The 16,392-nt window shown below is 49.9% G+C and carries 14 protein-coding genes; all 14 read left to right on the top strand.

All coding sequences use genetic code 11. The annotated features are described in order from the left end of the window. Window positions 1-38 precede the first annotated feature (38 nt). The gene (sucC, locus tag H1S01_RS00175) at window positions 39-1,166 is read left to right on the top strand and encodes an ADP-forming succinate--CoA ligase subunit beta (RefSeq protein ID WP_188038124.1); all 1,128 of its coding nucleotides are present in this window, start codon (window positions 39-41) and stop codon (window positions 1,164-1,166) included. A gap of 2 nt (window positions 1,167-1,168) precedes the next feature. Next, window positions 1,169-2,038: a succinate--CoA ligase subunit alpha gene (gene sucD, locus H1S01_RS00180; protein WP_188038125.1), complete on the top strand. Its 870-nt coding sequence runs from the start codon at window positions 1,169-1,171 to the stop codon at window positions 2,036-2,038. Window positions 2,039-2,174: 136 nt separating this feature from the next. Next, the gene (locus tag H1S01_RS00185; RefSeq protein ID WP_188038126.1) at window positions 2,175-3,848 is read left to right on the top strand and encodes a methylmalonyl-CoA mutase family protein; all 1,674 of its coding nucleotides are present in this window, start codon (window positions 2,175-2,177) and stop codon (window positions 3,846-3,848) included. Between the two features lie 20 nt (window positions 3,849-3,868). Then, the gene (locus H1S01_RS00190; protein WP_155475692.1) at window positions 3,869-4,273 is read left to right on the top strand and encodes a cobalamin B12-binding domain-containing protein; all 405 of its coding nucleotides are present in this window, start codon (window positions 3,869-3,871) and stop codon (window positions 4,271-4,273) included. Between the two features lies 1 nt (window position 4,274). Next, window positions 4,275-4,694, top strand: coding sequence for a methylmalonyl-CoA epimerase (gene mce, locus H1S01_RS00195; protein ID WP_188038127.1), 420 nt, complete (start codon window positions 4,275-4,277; stop codon window positions 4,692-4,694). A gap of 66 nt (window positions 4,695-4,760) precedes the next feature. Then, window positions 4,761-6,296, top strand: coding sequence for an acyl-CoA carboxylase subunit beta (locus H1S01_RS00200; RefSeq protein ID WP_188038128.1), 1,536 nt, complete (start codon window positions 4,761-4,763; stop codon window positions 6,294-6,296). A gap of 26 nt (window positions 6,297-6,322) precedes the next feature. After that, a complete protein-coding gene (locus H1S01_RS22225) occupies window positions 6,323-7,021 on the top strand; it encodes a biotin/lipoyl-containing protein (protein ID WP_341478997.1) in 699 nt (232 codons plus the stop codon). 49 nt (window positions 7,022-7,070) lie between these two features. Continuing rightward, on the top strand, window positions 7,071-8,483 hold the full coding sequence (locus tag H1S01_RS00210) for a pyruvate carboxylase subunit B (RefSeq protein ID WP_155475695.1): 1,413 nt from the start codon (window positions 7,071-7,073) through the stop codon (window positions 8,481-8,483). Window positions 8,484-8,816: 333 nt separating this feature from the next. Beyond that, window positions 8,817-9,737, top strand: coding sequence for a L,D-transpeptidase family protein (locus H1S01_RS00215; RefSeq protein WP_188038129.1), 921 nt, complete (start codon window positions 8,817-8,819; stop codon window positions 9,735-9,737). A gap of 290 nt (window positions 9,738-10,027) precedes the next feature. Then, a complete protein-coding gene (locus H1S01_RS00220) occupies window positions 10,028-11,068 on the top strand; it encodes a cytochrome-c peroxidase (RefSeq protein ID WP_207732115.1) in 1,041 nt (346 codons plus the stop codon). A gap of 28 nt (window positions 11,069-11,096) precedes the next feature. Then, complete coding sequence (locus H1S01_RS00225) at window positions 11,097-12,836, top strand: methyl-accepting chemotaxis protein (RefSeq protein ID WP_188038130.1); 1,740 nt, start codon at window positions 11,097-11,099, stop codon at window positions 12,834-12,836. A gap of 328 nt (window positions 12,837-13,164) precedes the next feature. Next, window positions 13,165-14,583 carry a circularly permuted type 2 ATP-grasp protein gene (locus tag H1S01_RS00230; RefSeq protein ID WP_188038131.1) on the top strand — a complete coding sequence of 473 codons (1,419 nt, stop codon included), beginning with the start codon at window positions 13,165-13,167 and terminating at the stop codon, window positions 14,581-14,583. 46 nt (window positions 14,584-14,629) lie between these two features. After that, the gene (locus tag H1S01_RS00235) at window positions 14,630-15,547 is read left to right on the top strand and encodes an alpha-E domain-containing protein (RefSeq protein ID WP_188038132.1); all 918 of its coding nucleotides are present in this window, start codon (window positions 14,630-14,632) and stop codon (window positions 15,545-15,547) included. Then, a complete protein-coding gene (locus tag H1S01_RS00240) occupies window positions 15,544-16,380 on the top strand; it encodes a transglutaminase family protein (RefSeq protein ID WP_188038133.1) in 837 nt (278 codons plus the stop codon). Before H1S01_RS00235 ends, H1S01_RS00240 begins: the two co-directional genes overlap by 4 nt. Window positions 16,381-16,392 lie beyond the last annotated feature (12 nt).

Genomic DNA, 16,392 nt, shown 5'->3' on the forward strand with positions numbered 1-16,392 from the left:
AATATATCAACAGCGAACTAAGGAGGGCTTATTTAACCGTGAAGTGTTTTGAGTTCATGGGAAAAGAGATCTTTGCCCAATTCGGCATCCCGGTGCCGCAAGGCCGTATGGTCACGACAGCGGAAGAAGCCGAAGGAGTGGCTGCAGAGATCGGCAAACCGGTGGTCATCAAATCCCAAGTTCTTTCTGGAAAACGAGGGAAAGCGGGAGGCATCAAATTTGCCGATACACCGGCAGAAGCCAAAGCGGCTGCGGCTGACCTTTTGGCGATGACCGTTCAAGGACATCCAGTTCAACGGATTTTGTTGGAAGAGAAGCTGAAAATCGAATCGGAAATCTATGTGGCTATCACCATCGACGGCGCCGCGAAAGCCCCGGTCATCATTACCTCGGCGAAAGGCGGCATGGATATCGAAGAACAAGCAGAGGAAGACATCGTAAAAGTTTATTTGGATGTATTTCTTGGGCTGCAGCCTTTTCTTGCCAAAGATTTAGCTCGCCGAATCGGACTTACAGGTAATTTGGCAAAAAGCTATGCCGATATCCTAGAAAAAATGTATAATATTATGGTGAAAAAAGATGCCGAATTGGTCGAAATTAACCCGCTCGTCATCTCGGGAGATCAAGTGATCGCTGCTGACGCCAAAGTGACCATCGATGACAGCGCCTTGTACCGGCAAAAGGATGTACCTTTTGTGGATGAAGACATGACAGAAGTGGAGAAGATGGCCAAAGCCGCTGGGGTTGGATCTTTCGTGGAGTTGGGCGGAAATATCGCTATCATGGCCAACGGCGCTGGTATCACCATGGGTACCTTAGATATGGTTCAACTCTTCGGCGGTCAGCCGGCCAACTTTATGGACGCCGGCGGCGGCACCGGGGTAGAAGGGACCGCTAAGGCCATCCAAATCCTGCTGGCTCAAAATCCTAAAGTGATCTTTATCAACATATTCGGCGGCATCACCCGCTGTGACGATGTGGCCAATGCTCTCGCCTACGTAAAGAAAAACATCGGCATTCCTGTACCGGTCGTCGTCCGTATGGTCGGCACCAACCAGGAAGAAGGCGTTCGGATTCTCCGGGAAGTCGGCATCGAGGCGTACCGGGAAATGAAAGAGGCCGCACAAAAAGCCGTTGAACTTTCCAAAGCAGGGGAGGAGGTCTAATCATGGCGATACTGGTGGATGCAAGTTCCAAAGTGTTGATTCAAGGGATTACGGGCAAACAGGGGACCTTTCACTTAAAGCAAATGCTTCCCTTTGGCACGGATGTGGTCGCTGGAGTAGCTCCCGGCAAAGGCGGCGGTGTACACGAAGGTGTACCGCTCTACAACACGGTGTACGAAGCGTGTGAACACCATGCCATAGATGCGACGGTACTCTTTATTCCGGCCGCTTATTGCAAAGACGCAGCCTTGGAAGCCATTGAAGCAGGCATCAAAGTCATCGTCATCATCACCGAACATATTCCCGTTCAGGATGAGTTAATCATAGTCAACCGGGCCAAACTGAAGGATGCGGTGATTATAGGACCGAATACCTTTGGGATGGCGTCCTGGAAATGTAAATTGGGGATTCTCCCCAACATCGCCTTCTCTCCTGGGCCGGTTGGCGTTGTGGCCCGTTCGGGCACCTTGACCTACGAAATCGTCGGCTCGCTGACGAATATCGGTATCGGTCAAACGAGTGTCGTCGGCCTCGGCGGAGACCGTGTTCCGGGTTCAACATTTGTGGATATGCTCAAGCGTTTTGAAGCTGATGAAGCGACCCAAGTGGTCGTTCTCGTCGGGGAAATCGGCGGCAACGCAGAAGAAGAAGCAGCCGAGTACATCAAAACGATGAGCAAGCCTGTCGTCGCATACCTGGCCGGGAAGAGCGCACCTCCGGGTAAGCGCATGGGTCATGCAGGGGCGATCATTGAGCGGGGCAAGGGCACTTACGAAGGTAAAGTACAGGCTTTGACCGCCGCCGGAGCGCAAGTGGCCACCTTCCCCTACGAAGTCGTAGAAAAGGTTCAGCAGTTGATCCGACGGTCCTAGAAAAATCGCGCAGTCACAGCGGGTTATCCGTTGTGACTGCGCAGAAAAAAGAAGACTGGTCTCGGACAACAGGGGCGATCCACGGGCGAGAAGGAACCAAGTTGTTTCCTCACATCGAAAGGAGGGTTTTCGGTTCGTGTTTGATTCGGAAAAAATCGCACAAATCGGCGAAGCCAAAGCAAAATGGCAAGAAAACACCCTGGCGAAAGTGGTAAAGAAAAACCCGGAACGCCAGCCCGAGTTTAAGACTGACTCCGGCATTACGATGAACACATTATACACTCCGGAAGACGTAGCCGACCTCGACTACGCCAATGACTTAGGATTCCCTGGGGAATACCCCTTTACCCGTGGTGTACAGCCGAACATGTACCGTGGCCGTCACTGGACCATGCGCCAGTATGCTGGATTCGGCACTGCCGAGCAGACGAACGAGCGCTTCCGTTACCTCTTAGACCAAGGGCAAACCGGTCTGTCCTGCGCTTTTGACCTGCCGACTCAAATCGGCTACGACTCTGACGACGACCTTTCCCAAGGGGAAATCGGTAAAGTCGGCGTTGCCATCGATACCATGGCAGACATGGAAATCCTCTTCAACAGCATCCCTCTGGATAAAGTCTCTACGTCCATGACCATCAACGCACCTGCAGCTGTGTTGCTGGCCATGTACATCGCTGTTGCTGAAAAGCAGGGCGTTTCATCCGATAAAATCTCCGGTACCATCCAGAACGATATCTTGAAAGAGTATATCGCTCGTGGTACCTATATTTTCCCTCCCGCACCTTCCATGCGCCTGATTACGGACATCTTTGCGTACTGTGCCGAGAAAGTTCCTAACTGGAACACCATCTCCATCTCGGGCTATCACATTCGTGAAGCCGGTTCCAGCGCGGCCCAAGAAATCGCCTTCACCTTGGCTGACGGCGTCGCTTACGTCCAAGCAGCTATCAACGCTGGTTTGGATGTAGACAAGTTTGCCCCCCGTCTCTCCTTCTTCTTTAACTCCCACATGAACTTCTTCGAAGAAATCGCTAAATTCCGCGCCGCTCGCCGCATCTGGGCCAAGATCATGAAGGAGCGTTTTGGAGCTAAGAACCCTCGTTCCTGGGCGCTTCGCTTCCACACCCAGACCGCCGGCAGTACCTTGACGGCACAACAACCGAACGTAAACATCATGCGCGTCGCTTTCCAAGCCTTGGCGGCAGCACTTGGCGGTACCCAATCCCTGCACACCAACTCCAAAGACGAAGCCCTGGCTCTCCCCAACGAAGAGTCTGTGCTCATCGCCTTGCGGACGCAGCAGGTCGTTGGTTACGAGATCAACGCAGCCGATGTAGTTGATCCGCTCGGTGGTTCCTACTATGTAGAATCGCTGACGAATCAACTGGAAGCCAAAGCGATGGAATATATTCAAAAAATCGACGACCTGGGCGGGGCTCCCAACGCGATCGAATACATGCAGCGTGAGATCCAAGCCAGCGCGTACCGCTACCAGAAATCGGTTGAAAACGGCGAAACTATCGTCATCGGCGTCAACAAGTTCCAGATGAAAGAAGAGCCGCCCAAAGGCCTGCTGAAAGTTGATCCGGCTCTCGGCGAGTCTCAAAAGGCGAAGCTGAAAAAGGTCAAGGAATCTCGGGACAACGCCGCTGTCGAAGCTGCTTTGGCTCGCGTGAAAGCAGCCGCCGAAGGTAACGAAAACCTCATGCCGCCCATTATTGAAGCCGTGAAAGCGTATGCTTCCCTCGGCGAAATCTGTGGTGTGCTGCGGAACGTATTCGGCGAATATCGTCAACAAATCATTTTCTAGTAGAGGAGGGTCGCTGAAACATGGAAAAGAAACCGATTCGCGTAGTTGTGGCTAAACCGGGACTTGACGGTCATGACCGTGGCGCCAAAGTGGTCGCCCAAGCTCTGCGGGACGCAGGGATGGAAGTCATCTATACAGGACTTCGTCAGACACCAGCTCAAATCGTGGAAGTGGCCATCCAGGAAGACGCTCAAGTAGTCGCGCTCAGCTCACTTTCCGGCGCTCATATGGCCCTGTTCCCACAGGTGGTCAAGGGTCTGCAGGCCGAAGGGCTCAATGACGTCCTCGTCCTTGGCGGCGGCGTGATCCCTGACGATGACATCCCCGGCCTGAAAGAAGCCGGTGTAGCTGAGATCTTCACGCCTGGTACCGACACTCGGGATATCGTGAAGTACATCGAAGCTCACTTCAACGGGGGAAAATAAGATGGCTGAAATTCTGCACATTGATCATATCGGCATCGCTGTGAAGGATCTGAAGGCGGCTATCGCCTTTTACGAGAATGTGATCGGCATCAAGTGTACCTCCGTCGAAGAGGTGCCGGAACAAAAAGTGCGCGTCGCTTTCCTTCCTTCCGGTGATGCAGAAGTGGAACTGCTCGAATCGACCGATCCGGAAGGTCCTATCGCCAAATTCATCGAGAAAAACGGTGAAGGTATCCAACACGTGGCATATCGCGTCGACGACTTGGAAGCCAAGCTGGCTGAACTGAAAGCAGCCGGTGTGCGTCTCATCGACGAGAAACCCCGTCGTGGTGCCGGCGGTGCGGACATTGCTTTCCTCCATCCGAAAGGCACCTTCGGTCACTTGGTGGAACTTTGCCAGCGTCCCGGAAAATTAAAATAGGATCCTCATCGGACCACATAAATCAACCAAAACAGGCGTATTGAAGATTTGGGAGGGATCAATCCCTTGAGCATGCAAGAGCGTTTGGCGCAATTGGAAAAATATCGTGAGAAGATCAAACAGGGCGGCGGTAAAAAACGGATTGAAAAGCAACATGAATCCGGTAAGTTAACCGCCCGGGAACGGATCGAAGCATTTTTAGACCCCGGATCCTTTACCGAAATCGGTGTCTTTGTCGGCGAAAGTAACTTTGACAAGCTGGAAAACCCTGGTGAAGGCGTCGTCGTCGGTCACGGTACCGTAGATGGTCGCTTAGTATATGTATACGCCCAAGACTTCACCGTTTCTGGGGGCTCCTTGTCGAAAGCCCACGCTGACAAGATCTGCAAAGTGATGGACCTGGCCCTGAAAAACGGTGCTCCTTGCATCGGCATGAATGATTCCGGTGGCGCTCGGATTCAACAAGGTGTGGACGCTTTGGAAGGATACGGCAACATCTTCTACCGCAACACTATTTCCTCCGGCGTCGTGCCTCAACTTTCTGCCATCCTCGGCCCCTGTGCCGGCGGTGCCGTCTATTCGCCTGCCCTGACCGACTTCATCTTCATGGTCGATGGCATCTCCCGCATGTTTATTACCGGACCGCAAGTCATTAAGGCGGTTACCGGTGAAGACGTATCACCGGAAGAACTGGGCGGCGCTCTGACCCACAACCAAAAGTCCGGTGTGGCCCACTTCATGGCTGAAAGCGAACTGGAATGCTTTGAGCAAATGAGAACTCTCCTGTCTTACCTGCCCTCGAACAACATGGAAGAGCCGCCCATGGCAGATCCCGTCGGTCCGGAAGGCGAACCGGAAGAAATCATGACCATCGTCCCCGATAACCCGAACCAAGGGTATGACATTCGGGAAGTGCTGGTGCGCATCGTTGACGCCGGTTCCTTCTTTGAAGTTCAACCGCTCTTCGCACCGAACGGCATCACCGCTTTTGCTCGCCTGAACGGTCGTCCCGTCGGTATCCTGGCTAACCAGCCGAGAGTACTCGCCGGTTGCCTGGACATCGATGTCTCCGACAAACTGGCTCGTTTTGTCCGCTTCTGCAATGCCTTCAATATCCCTCTGCTGACCTTTGAAGACGTACCGGGCTTCCTGCCTGGCACCAATCAGGAATACGGCGGCATCATCCGCCACGGCGCTAAGATGCTCTATGCCTATTCGGAAGCTTCCGTTCCGAAGATTACCATCATCCTGCGCAAAGCCTATGGCGGCGCCTATTTGGCCATGTGTGCCAAACCCCTTGGCGCCGATATGGTCTTTGCCTGGCCGACAGCGGAAATCGCCGTTATGGGTCCTGATGGCGCTGCGAACATCATCTACCGCAAAGAGATCGAAGCGGCGGAAGATCCCATCGCCAAACGCAAAGAGATGGCTGATCGCTACCGTGATGAAGTCTCCAATCCTTTTATCGCCTGTGCTCGTGGCTATGTGGAAGACATCCTCGATCCGCGGGAAACTCGCAGTCGCTTGATCGCCGCCTTGGACGCCCTGGCAACCAAACGCGAGAGCCGGCCGCGTAAGAAAAACGGAAACATCCCGGTCTAAGCTCCTGGAGGTGGAATCACCTCCCTTTGGGAAAGGGGTTGGGTAACGAAAACATGCTGAATCGTGATCGTACACGTCGACGTCAAGCAGCTGTCGCCGCCGTCATGTCCGCCATCGGATACCAGATGTCCAGCATGCGCAGGCGCGGAAGAATTGTCGGCAGTCAAGGAACACCTCGCTCCGCTTGGACTGGCCGAACTGACTGGAAGATTACCGGTCTTGCAGAAGCCTTGGGGCAACGAGACAATGAAACTCCGGTAGAGGAGATTGCCAGGCAGATCGCAGCTCGAATGCCTGACAGCGGGAGGGAAATATTTGTGAAAAGATTCAAGGTTCGCGTTGACAACCAAATGTTCTATGTAGAAGTCGAAGAAATTCCCGGTGAAGGTGCCATGGCTGCTCCGGCTGTTGCAACTGCTCCGGTTGCCCGAGTCGCTGCTCCGGCTCCGAAAGCCGCTCCAGCGCCGAAGGCGGCTGCGGCTCCCAAAGCCCCGAAAGCGGCTCCGGCTGGCGGCGGCGGAATGACCGCTCCCATGCCCGGCACCATCTTAGATGTACGGAAGAACGTCGGCGATGTTGTTAAGGCCGGCGAAACCGTATTGATCCTCGAAGCCATGAAAATGGAAAACGAAATCCAGGCTGATCGTGCAGGTACTATTGCCGAGATCCGTGTGAAAAAAGGTCAGGCAGTAAGCGCCGGCGAGGTCCTGGTCGTCATTGAGTAACCGGAAAAGAGGAACATCGACCCAGCCGAAGGGCAGGAAGGAGTCGAACATGGATAAGAAACGGGTAATCAAATTCACCGATACAACACTGCGCGATAGCCACCAGTCTTTGCTCGCGACCCGGATGAAAATCGAAGATATGCTTCCAATCATCGACAAAATCGATGCCATCGGATACCACTCCCTCGAATGCTGGGGTGGCGCCACCTTCGATACGACCATGCGCTTCCTGAACGAGGATCCCTGGGAACGCCTCTGGACCATTAAGCAACGCTGCAAGACTCCCTTGCAGATGCTGCTGCGGGGTCAGAACATCTTAGGCTACAAACACTATGCCGACGATGTTCTCGAGGCCTTCTGCAAGTACGCCTGTGAAGGCGGTATGGATATCTTCCGGATTTTTGACGCCCTGAACGACGCCCGCAACATGGAAAAAGCCATGGAGTACGTGAAAAAGTACGGCGGTCATGTGCAAGGGGTGCTCTGCTACACCATCAGTGAATTCCATACCGTCAAGTACTACGTTGAACTCGCTAAGAAATTGGCGGAGCGGGGTGCCGACTCGATCTGTATCAAAGATATGGCCGGCATCCTCGCCCCCGGCCCCGCTTACGAGATCGTCAAAGAGGTCAAAGAAGCGGTCGGCCTGCCCATCCAGGTCCATACCCACTACACCTCCGGGATGGGCGCTATGATGTATGTCAAAGCGATTGAGGCTGGTGCCGACGTCGTCGATACAGCCATCTCCTCCATGTCTCTGTCCACTTCGCAACCGGCTTGCGAAACCATGGTGGCCGCTCTGGAAAGCCTTGGTTACGAAACCAACCTGGATCTGCTCAAATTGAAGGAGATCTCCGACTTCTATAAAGATGTTCGGAAGAAATACGCCAAATTCGACCTGACTGATTACACCCCAGACACGAACGTACTCGTCTATCAGGTTCCTGGCGGCATGATCTCCAACTTCCTCTCCCAGCTGGCCCAGCAAAACGCGCTGGATAAGCTGCCTGACGTGTTGGCCGAAGTGCCTCGTGTTCGGGAAGACTTTGGCTTCCCTCCGCTCGTCACTCCTTCCAGCCAGATCGTTGGCGCCCAAGCAGCCCTCAACGTATTGCTCGGAGAGCGCTACAAGATGGCGACCAACGAAGTCAAGCAGTACATGCGCGGCTTCTACGGTCAACCGCCTGCACCGGTGAAGGAAGAAGTACGGAAGAAAATCGTCGGTAACGACGAAGTCATCCATTGCCGTCCGGCCGATCTTATTCCTCCCGAAATGGAAGATGCGCGGAAGGCCGTTGCCGGTGTCATGCAAAAAGAGCAGGATGTTGTGTCCTATGCCATTTTCCCGAACGTGGCGATGCCCTTCTTGGAAGAGCGTCTGGCTAAACAGGCGAAAGTCGATTTTAAGATCGCCAAAGAAGGCACTGACGAAAACGGAAATGTCGTAACTTATCCTGCCTAAATATGTGGTAATAATTACGATTTCCAAGATTAAGCAAAGATTATAAATGTCCCTTGTGGTACACGATGTGGCTGCCGGATAAATTCCGGCAGTTTTTTTATCTTTCAGATCCCTGTCATCCTTCGCAGGTACACTGTAATGGACAGAAAATAAATTCAATGTAGTGAGATATGAATTTTAAGAAAAAAAGGTTACATACGAATTTTAAAGTAATAAGGTTACTACCTGTTATTTACTAATGAAAAAGCATGCTCCCTATGATAGACTTGTGCAATGGCACTGAAATAACACCGTATAAATGGTGCAAATCCAATCGGAAAGGGGAGCCATGAATTGAAGCGAAAACATCTTTATTCGTTTGTGCTTTCTGGACTATTACTGCTTGGCGGATTCACTTTTCTGTCGTCACGGGCCGATGCGGCGGCAGCAAACCCCAGTCTTTATACCGTTCAAAAAGGGGACAGCCTATACCGAGTGGCTATCCGTTTCGGTATTTCCGTGGATGTTCTCAAAGGTGCCAATGGCCTATACAGCGATATGATCTACACAGGACAAACACTTCACGTTCCTGCAGTGTCCGGTGGCCCCAATATTTATCTGGTTCAAAAGGGCGATTCCCTTTATTTTATCGCTCTCAAATATGGCATTTCTATTGACAGCCTGAAACAAAACAACAATCTATCTTCCAATCTAATCACTCCCGGTCAGGTGCTGGTCATTCCGCAGAAATCACTGGGAGAAATCGTACAAGCGAAAGCTGTTGCTCCCTCCACATTGACTATTTTTGTAGATAAATCTGACCATACCCTTACTGTATTATCGGATGGCATACCATTGAAAACGTACCATAACGAGTTGGGTGATGGGGGTCTTGACGATAAGGCTGTCGCCGGAGATCATAAGACACCAGAAGGCAACCTATACATTACAGAGAAACTGGTTCTCGATCCTGCTGACGAGTACTTGGGTACCCGCTGGATGCGACTCAGCTATCCGAACATTGAAGATGCCGATCGGGGATTGACACAGGGACTGATCGATCAACAGATACGTAACGAAATTATCAACGCTATCAATAATAAAACAACGCCGCCTCAGCGGACCGCTTTGGGCGGTGGAGTCGGTATTCATGGCGGAACGAGGTTAGATTTGGGTAAAGACTGGACCTATGGCTGTGTCGGTTTGACGAATCAAGATGTAGAAGAGATCTATCCCCTGGTTTCGGTGGGAACACCCGTGAAAATTCAAAAATAATTGGAACAGTAAAAGAGACTCTCTTTATTGGAGAGCCTCTTTTTTATATATAAATGAAAATGAGATCTAATCCGATTTACTACCGATCATGTGCTATACTAAGTTTTAGTTATCATTCTCAAATGATGCCCTTTACAAAATGAGTGTGGGAAGCATACAGATTAAATAAATCGCTACGTTAATCATTATCGAGGAGGTGAAAAAATTCATCAATTGTAGCGTTACTTAAATTTTAAAGGAATTATTATTCATTTCTTAAGGTTGGCAAAAGTGGAAAGGAATGAAATCGGTTGAATAAGCTCAGATATTATATATTTGGGATCTGTGGATTAGTGGCGCTTCTAACCGTCGTCCTTGTCGGTAAAACAATGCATAAGGAAGAAAGGGTTTCTACTACGGCCTTTCCAGACCATGACTATATGCAACGTTTTGAACCGCTGGGACCAATCCCAGTCCCTCCCGATAACCCGATGACAGAAGCGAAAATCCAGTTGGGGAAAACCTTATTTTATGATTCCCGCTTATCTGGGGATAACCAATTAAGCTGCCTTAGTTGTCACAGCCCCGAACTAGGCTTTTCTGATAACTTAACGACTTTTGTCGGATTTAACAAAGGAATCGGTCGTCGAAACAGCCAGACGATCATAAATGCAGGCTATTATCAAGAGAACTTTTGGGACGGCCGTGCCAAAAGCCTAGAAGAACAAGCATTAGGTCCGATTCAGTCGCCGGCAGAAATGAATCAGAACATAGATGAACTGGTACGGGAACTGAAGGCAGTGCCTTGGTATGTAGACCAATTCCAAAAGGTTTTTGGAGAAGAGGTTACCGCCTCAAATATTGCCAAAGCTATCGCAGCGTTTGAACGAACGATTGTCGTCAACAACTCCGACTTCGACCGCTACATAGCTGGTGATGATAACGCCCTTACTCCTCAGGCGAAAAAAGGTATGGAACTTTTCATCAATAAAGCAGGTTGTTATTCCTGTCATCATGGGCCCAACTTGACGGACAATAACTACTATAATGTAGGAACGAAATCAGAAGATCTCGGTAGATACAACGTCACCCATAATGAAGCCGACCGTGGAAAATTCCGTACGCCCGGTCTTCGAGGACTTAACTTCACGGGACCCTACTTACATAATGGTTCGGAAGTTACGCTGGAAGATGTAGTACACCTGTATAATGTGGGTGGAAATGCACACCCGAACAAAGATCCCCGGATCAAGCCTCTCGGATTAACAGAAGACGAGGAATTGGCTTTAGTGGCTTTTTTAAGCTCAATGAGCGGAACACCACCCAAGGTATCCCAACCGACAATTCCTTAATAACCGAAAGTAAGATGGAGGAACTGTCTTGATTCTCTTCAACTTCATTAAAAGCATGTATCGATGGTTTTGTAACCTGAGTATCCGCTATAAGATGATCGCCCAGATGTTGTGGGGTGTCTTCTTTTTACTCGTGGTGGGAGTAACCGGTTATGTGAACATGGAAAATATGGGCGATACGTCTGAAGAAATGTATAATGAACGACTATTGCCGATCCAGTGGTTTGACAAAGTGGCTGTAGACCTGCACCAAATGGAAGCGGATATGGTACGTTTGATTCTCACTGATGACCGCCAGGAGAAGGACCGGATCATGGTCGATGTCCGTGATAAAAAACTGGAAATTGACAAACTTTTGTACGATTACCGTACGAAAAATACTGATCCGGAAATTAAAGAGAAACTACAAACATTCCAATCTCAGCTTATCGCTTATCACCGGGAACGGCAGAAAATTATCGACAAGGCAGTAGGCAGACAAAAAGAAGATGCTTTTCAGTATTACAAAGCTACGGAAAATCAACTTGTTCAGATCAACAAAACCATTGACGAATTGTCTCTCTATAATCAAACGATCGCAGAGCGTCTCAATAAAGAGAACGAAGCAAAACGAAAAAATGCTCATATCTTGATCACCGTCGCTATCATTCTTGCCATCATAACGAACACGTCTATCGGGATCAGCATCAGCCAAATGATCATTAAACCGTTGCGGCTATTGCAAAAAGATATGGAACAAGTGGGCCAAGGAAATTTAAGTATACATATTGAGACGGTCCACGAAGATGAAGTCGGTGAATTGAGTAAAACTCTTGAAAATACGGTGGCGAAGTTACGCCAGTTAATCCGTCAAGTCGGGGAAACATCTCAGCATGTATACGGACTTTCGCAAAGGTTATCCCAAGAGGTGAAGCATACGGGAGCATCGGCAGAACAAATCAGTATCACCGTCAGTGAAGTGGCATCAGGAACGATGACCCAAGCGGAACAGGCCAATGTCATCTTATCGATGATGAAAGAGTCGGTAGAACAGGTACAAGAGGGAAATCGGCAAGCAGAGAATACGCTGGCTAAAGCAGCTCAATCGACCCGAGTCGCTCACAAAGGTCAGGAAGCGATAAATGAGGCCGTTGAACATTTAAGGGTCGTCGATGCCAGCGTGACCGAAGCGACTCGTTCTATTCAGTATCTTGGGCGAAAGTCAGATGAAATCGGAAGCATAAGCAATTTGATCACAGAAATCGCTGACCAAACAAACCTGCTAGCCCTAAACGCTGCCATCGAAGCGGCAAGAGCGGGAGAACAGGGCAGGGGATTTGCCGTCGTGGCTGACGAAGTCCGCAAGCTCGCCGAACAAAGCCGGGATGCAGCTCATCAAATTACTCAACTGATTCGAGATGTACAACAAAATACGGCTAAAACAGTCACCGCCATGGAAGAGAATTTAGCGGCCTTTGACCGGCAAGTATCGTTAATCCAAAATGGCGGGGAAGCTTTAAAACAAATCGTCGCCAACGTCGAATCGACCGAATCCGATGCTCACCAAATTCGAGAAGTGTTCGATGGTTTAAAATCGAACTCAACGCAAGTATTGAGATCGATCGAAGAAATTTCAGCGATCATTGAGCAATCGGCTGCCTCTACTCAAGAAGTGTCCGCCTCTGCCGATGAGCAATCGAAGACAGTAGAAGAAATGGCTGAACAGGCAAAAAAATTGGACCAATTGGCAGCGCAACTTCAAGGTGAGGTCGAACAATTTACCCTTTGATCAAGAGCCTATGGATCGGGAATCTCCAGTCCCGCTCCATAGGCTTTATTAATTTATCAGGCAAACAAGTAATTTCGGAGATATCAAGAGGAAAAACGAAAAAAGGACTACGTTTCTTCGCTAAATGGTAATATAATAGAGTCAAAGGAAAACATCAATTCCAAAAATACACTTAACACCTTTGGCGAAGATGGTGAAATTCCTTTTGAATGCCGGTGTAAATCTGCCAATAAAATCATATTAAGCTCTAAATTCTCCTAGCCAGGCAAAGAAGCCTATCAATCCAATTGATATGGTTTCTTTTTTTTTCAATTATAGGAGGTGCATCATGTTTCAAAGTCGGATCGAGGACAACTGTTACAATGAAATGTTTTCAAAGGGCGATTGTATCCGGCCGCTCTATGAGAACGTCTTCCACTATTTTGAGCGATTGTCCCCACAGACGGTTGGAGAGTATTACTGGAAGGCACAACACATGTTACATAATATGGGGGTAACCTTTACGGTTTATCAAGAGTCCTCCAGTTTAGAACGGACACTCCCTTTTGACATATTGCCTCGATTGATTTCTTCCGATGATTGGAACGTCATTGAGCAAGGCTGTCTTCAGCGGGTACGGGCACTGAACGCTTTTTTATACGACATCTATCATAACCAAGAAATCTTGCATGAGCGCATCGTACCTCGAGAACTGGTGGTGACCCATCAAGATTTCTGCTGGTCTTTGAAAGGGCTCAATATCCCTGGCAATCAATATGTGACCCTGGCGGGGATCGATATCATCCGAGATCCCTCTGGCAAATACGTCGTGCTGGAAGACAATCTCCGAGTTCCTTCGGGGATCAGCTATATTTTCGAGAACCGTCGTCTTATGGAGCGTCTATTTCCCGATCTATGCCGGACATATCCGATTCGACCGATTTTGCCCTCCTTAAGTTTTTTCGGTCGGTATTTGCACTCCCTGTCGCCACGGCAACGAGCCCACCCAACGGTGGTGCTGCTCACACCAGGTAAATACAACTCCGCTTATTATGACCATGTCTTTTTAGCTCAGCAAATGGGTATCCCGCTCGTCGAAGGGAACGATCTTCTGACGATGGATAACCAGGTTTTCATGCGGACCGTCCATGGGCTGCAGAAAGTCGATGTTATCTACCGGCGAATTGATGATGATTTTTTAGATCCTCTCGTCTTCCGCCCTGACTCTGTGCTGGGTGTAGCCGGATTAATGAGCGCCTACCGCGCCGGGAATGTAGCATTGGCGAATGCACCCGGAGCTGGAGTTGCCGATGATAAAGCGATTTACACCTATGTTCCGCAGATGATCCGCTACTACTTAAATGAAAAGCCAATTCTGGATAACGTCACTACATATCGTCTGGACGATCCTGATGAATGTGCTTTTGTGCTGAAAAACATCAATCAAATGGTCGTAAAAAAGACAAATGGTGCCGGTGGTTATGGTATGCTTATCGGCCCTAGAGCGACAGAAGAGGAGATTCATGCTTTTTCCACTGCAATGATGGAAAGACCGAAGGACTACATCGCTCAACCGACCATCAACTTTTCCCAACATCCCTCTTTCGTCGACGGGGATTTTGAAGGACGCCATATTGACTTGCGACCTTTCGTCATCGGTGGAGAAGTGGTCATTCCCGGTGGTCTTACTCGGGTCGCCTTGCCCAAAGGGTCCCTTGTGGTGAACTCATCGCAAGGAGGCGGAAGCAAGGACACTTGGGTAGTGTAAACAATAGGCGAATAGAAATAAGAAAAAATCGAGAGGGTCGATTGTTTTGATCAACAGCCGACATGCAGATAATTTGATCTGGATGAGCCGCTTCATTGAACGAGCGGAAAACAATGCGCGAATATTAGATGTAAATATCATCCGACCCTTTGCCGGAGAGGGAGTTCTATGGGAACCGCTGGTGGCCGTCGCGGGAAATGTAGACGATTTTTACCGCCACTATTCTCTTGCCGATGCAGCCACAGTATTTCAATATTTCACCTTTAGTCAAATGAACCTGAACTCCATCTACATGTGTCTTCGTCAAGCCAGGGAGAACGCCTCGGCTGTACGGGAACGATTGCCGAGAGAATTTTATGAGGAAATTAACAGTTTCTATTTGGTAGTGCGTGCCTGCATCAATAAGGTCAATGAAAAATCGGCCTATGTCTTTCTCAACCTGATCAAACGACGATCCTTTATGTTGCAAGGGATGATAGAGGCAATTATATCTCATGGCGAAGACGGAGCTTTTCTGCGACTAGGCCGTTATCTGGAACGAGCCGACAAGACTGCCCGTATCCTTGACGTGGTGAACCTGCAGCCCCGATCAGACCAAGAGGATGTTTGGCTGCAAGTGCTGGAATCAGTAAGCGCCTACGAGCCATACAGGAGTATCTGGGGTGGTCAGATCACCCAGCGGGAAGTGACGAGTTACCTCATCCAACAAGCGGAATTTCCGCGTTCTCTCATCTTCTGTGTTCGTCAGGCTTTGGCGGCGGCTCGATGTGCTTTGCCCAATCGAAAAGGCGTTCCAGAACCGATTTGCCTGATGGAACGACTTGAAATGCGATTGCGTCACATTACAGTTGAAGAGATGGAGAACCGAGGAATCCATCAGTTTCTTTTGGACTTTATCGTAGAGAACAATGGAGTGGGAAATGCGATAAACCGGTTCCTCTTCGCCGAGGAGGAAGATCTTTGACTCGTCTGCGCATCCTCCATACTACCCACTATCGATACTCCCAGCCAGTAAAAGATGGCGTCAGCAAAGCTCGCCTCATGCCTTGCGAGGATGGACGCCAGCATCTGCTGAACTTCGAACTGAATACGTATCCCTTAGCCGCCCTTTGGGAGGATCGCGACGCTTTTGGCAACGCCTTTCATACCATGTGGTTTCCCAATCCCCATGCTGAATTGATCGTTGAGGCCAAATCTCTGGTGGAGACGAACGACCATGCATCGTCTGAAAGGATCCCGGAGGTCTTGGAAAGGACCTCACCAGTGGATGTAGCACAGAGCCATGCCGAATGGCTGATGGAGACCGCTTATTGTCGTTTCTTGCCAGATGTGCGTCAGATGGCTGAGCACTTTGACTTCAAAAAAGGCGGATGGGAAGAGATCTTACGTTTGTCCGATAGACTCTACCGGAATTTTGATTATGAGGAGAATGTGACTGCTGTACACTCATCCGTTCAAGAGATTTTAACCGTCGGAAGCGGCGTCTGCCAGGATTTCGCCCATTTAATGGCGGCTATCCTCCGGGTTTCGGGCGTCCCTGCACGCTATGTGAGCGGATATATCCCCTGCGACGGCTCATTACGGGGAAGCGGCGCTTCTCATGCCTGGGTAGAGACTTGGTTGCCGGGACAAGGCTGGAAGGGGATCGACCCGACAAACAACACAGCCATCACCCCTTGCTATGTAAAAATCGCCCACGGTCGCGATTATCGAGACATCATCCCCTTCAAGGGTGTCTATCGGGGTTCCGCCTCACAGGAACTGCAAGTCACGGTCGATGTTCAAGTCGTTCCATAAAGGAGGACTTAG

Origin of the sequence: Heliobacterium chlorum (assembly GCF_014502795.1) — a bacterium.
Taxonomy (GTDB): Bacteria; Bacillota; Desulfitobacteriia; order Heliobacteriales; family Heliobacteriaceae; genus Heliobacterium; species Heliobacterium chlorum.

Coding starts and splice junctions, on each gene's coding strand:
- sucD (WP_188038125.1), top strand. CDS start 1,169: ATGGCGATACTGGTGGATGCAAGTTCCAAAGTGTTGATTCAAGGGATT.
- H1S01_RS00190 (WP_155475692.1), top strand. CDS start 3,869: ATGGAAAAGAAACCGATTCGCGTAGTTGTGGCTAAACCGGGACTTGAC.
- mce (WP_188038127.1), top strand. CDS start 4,275: ATGGCTGAAATTCTGCACATTGATCATATCGGCATCGCTGTGAAGGAT.
- H1S01_RS00210 (WP_155475695.1), top strand. CDS start 7,071: ATGGATAAGAAACGGGTAATCAAATTCACCGATACAACACTGCGCGAT.
- H1S01_RS00230 (WP_188038131.1), top strand. CDS start 13,165: ATGTTTCAAAGTCGGATCGAGGACAACTGTTACAATGAAATGTTTTCA.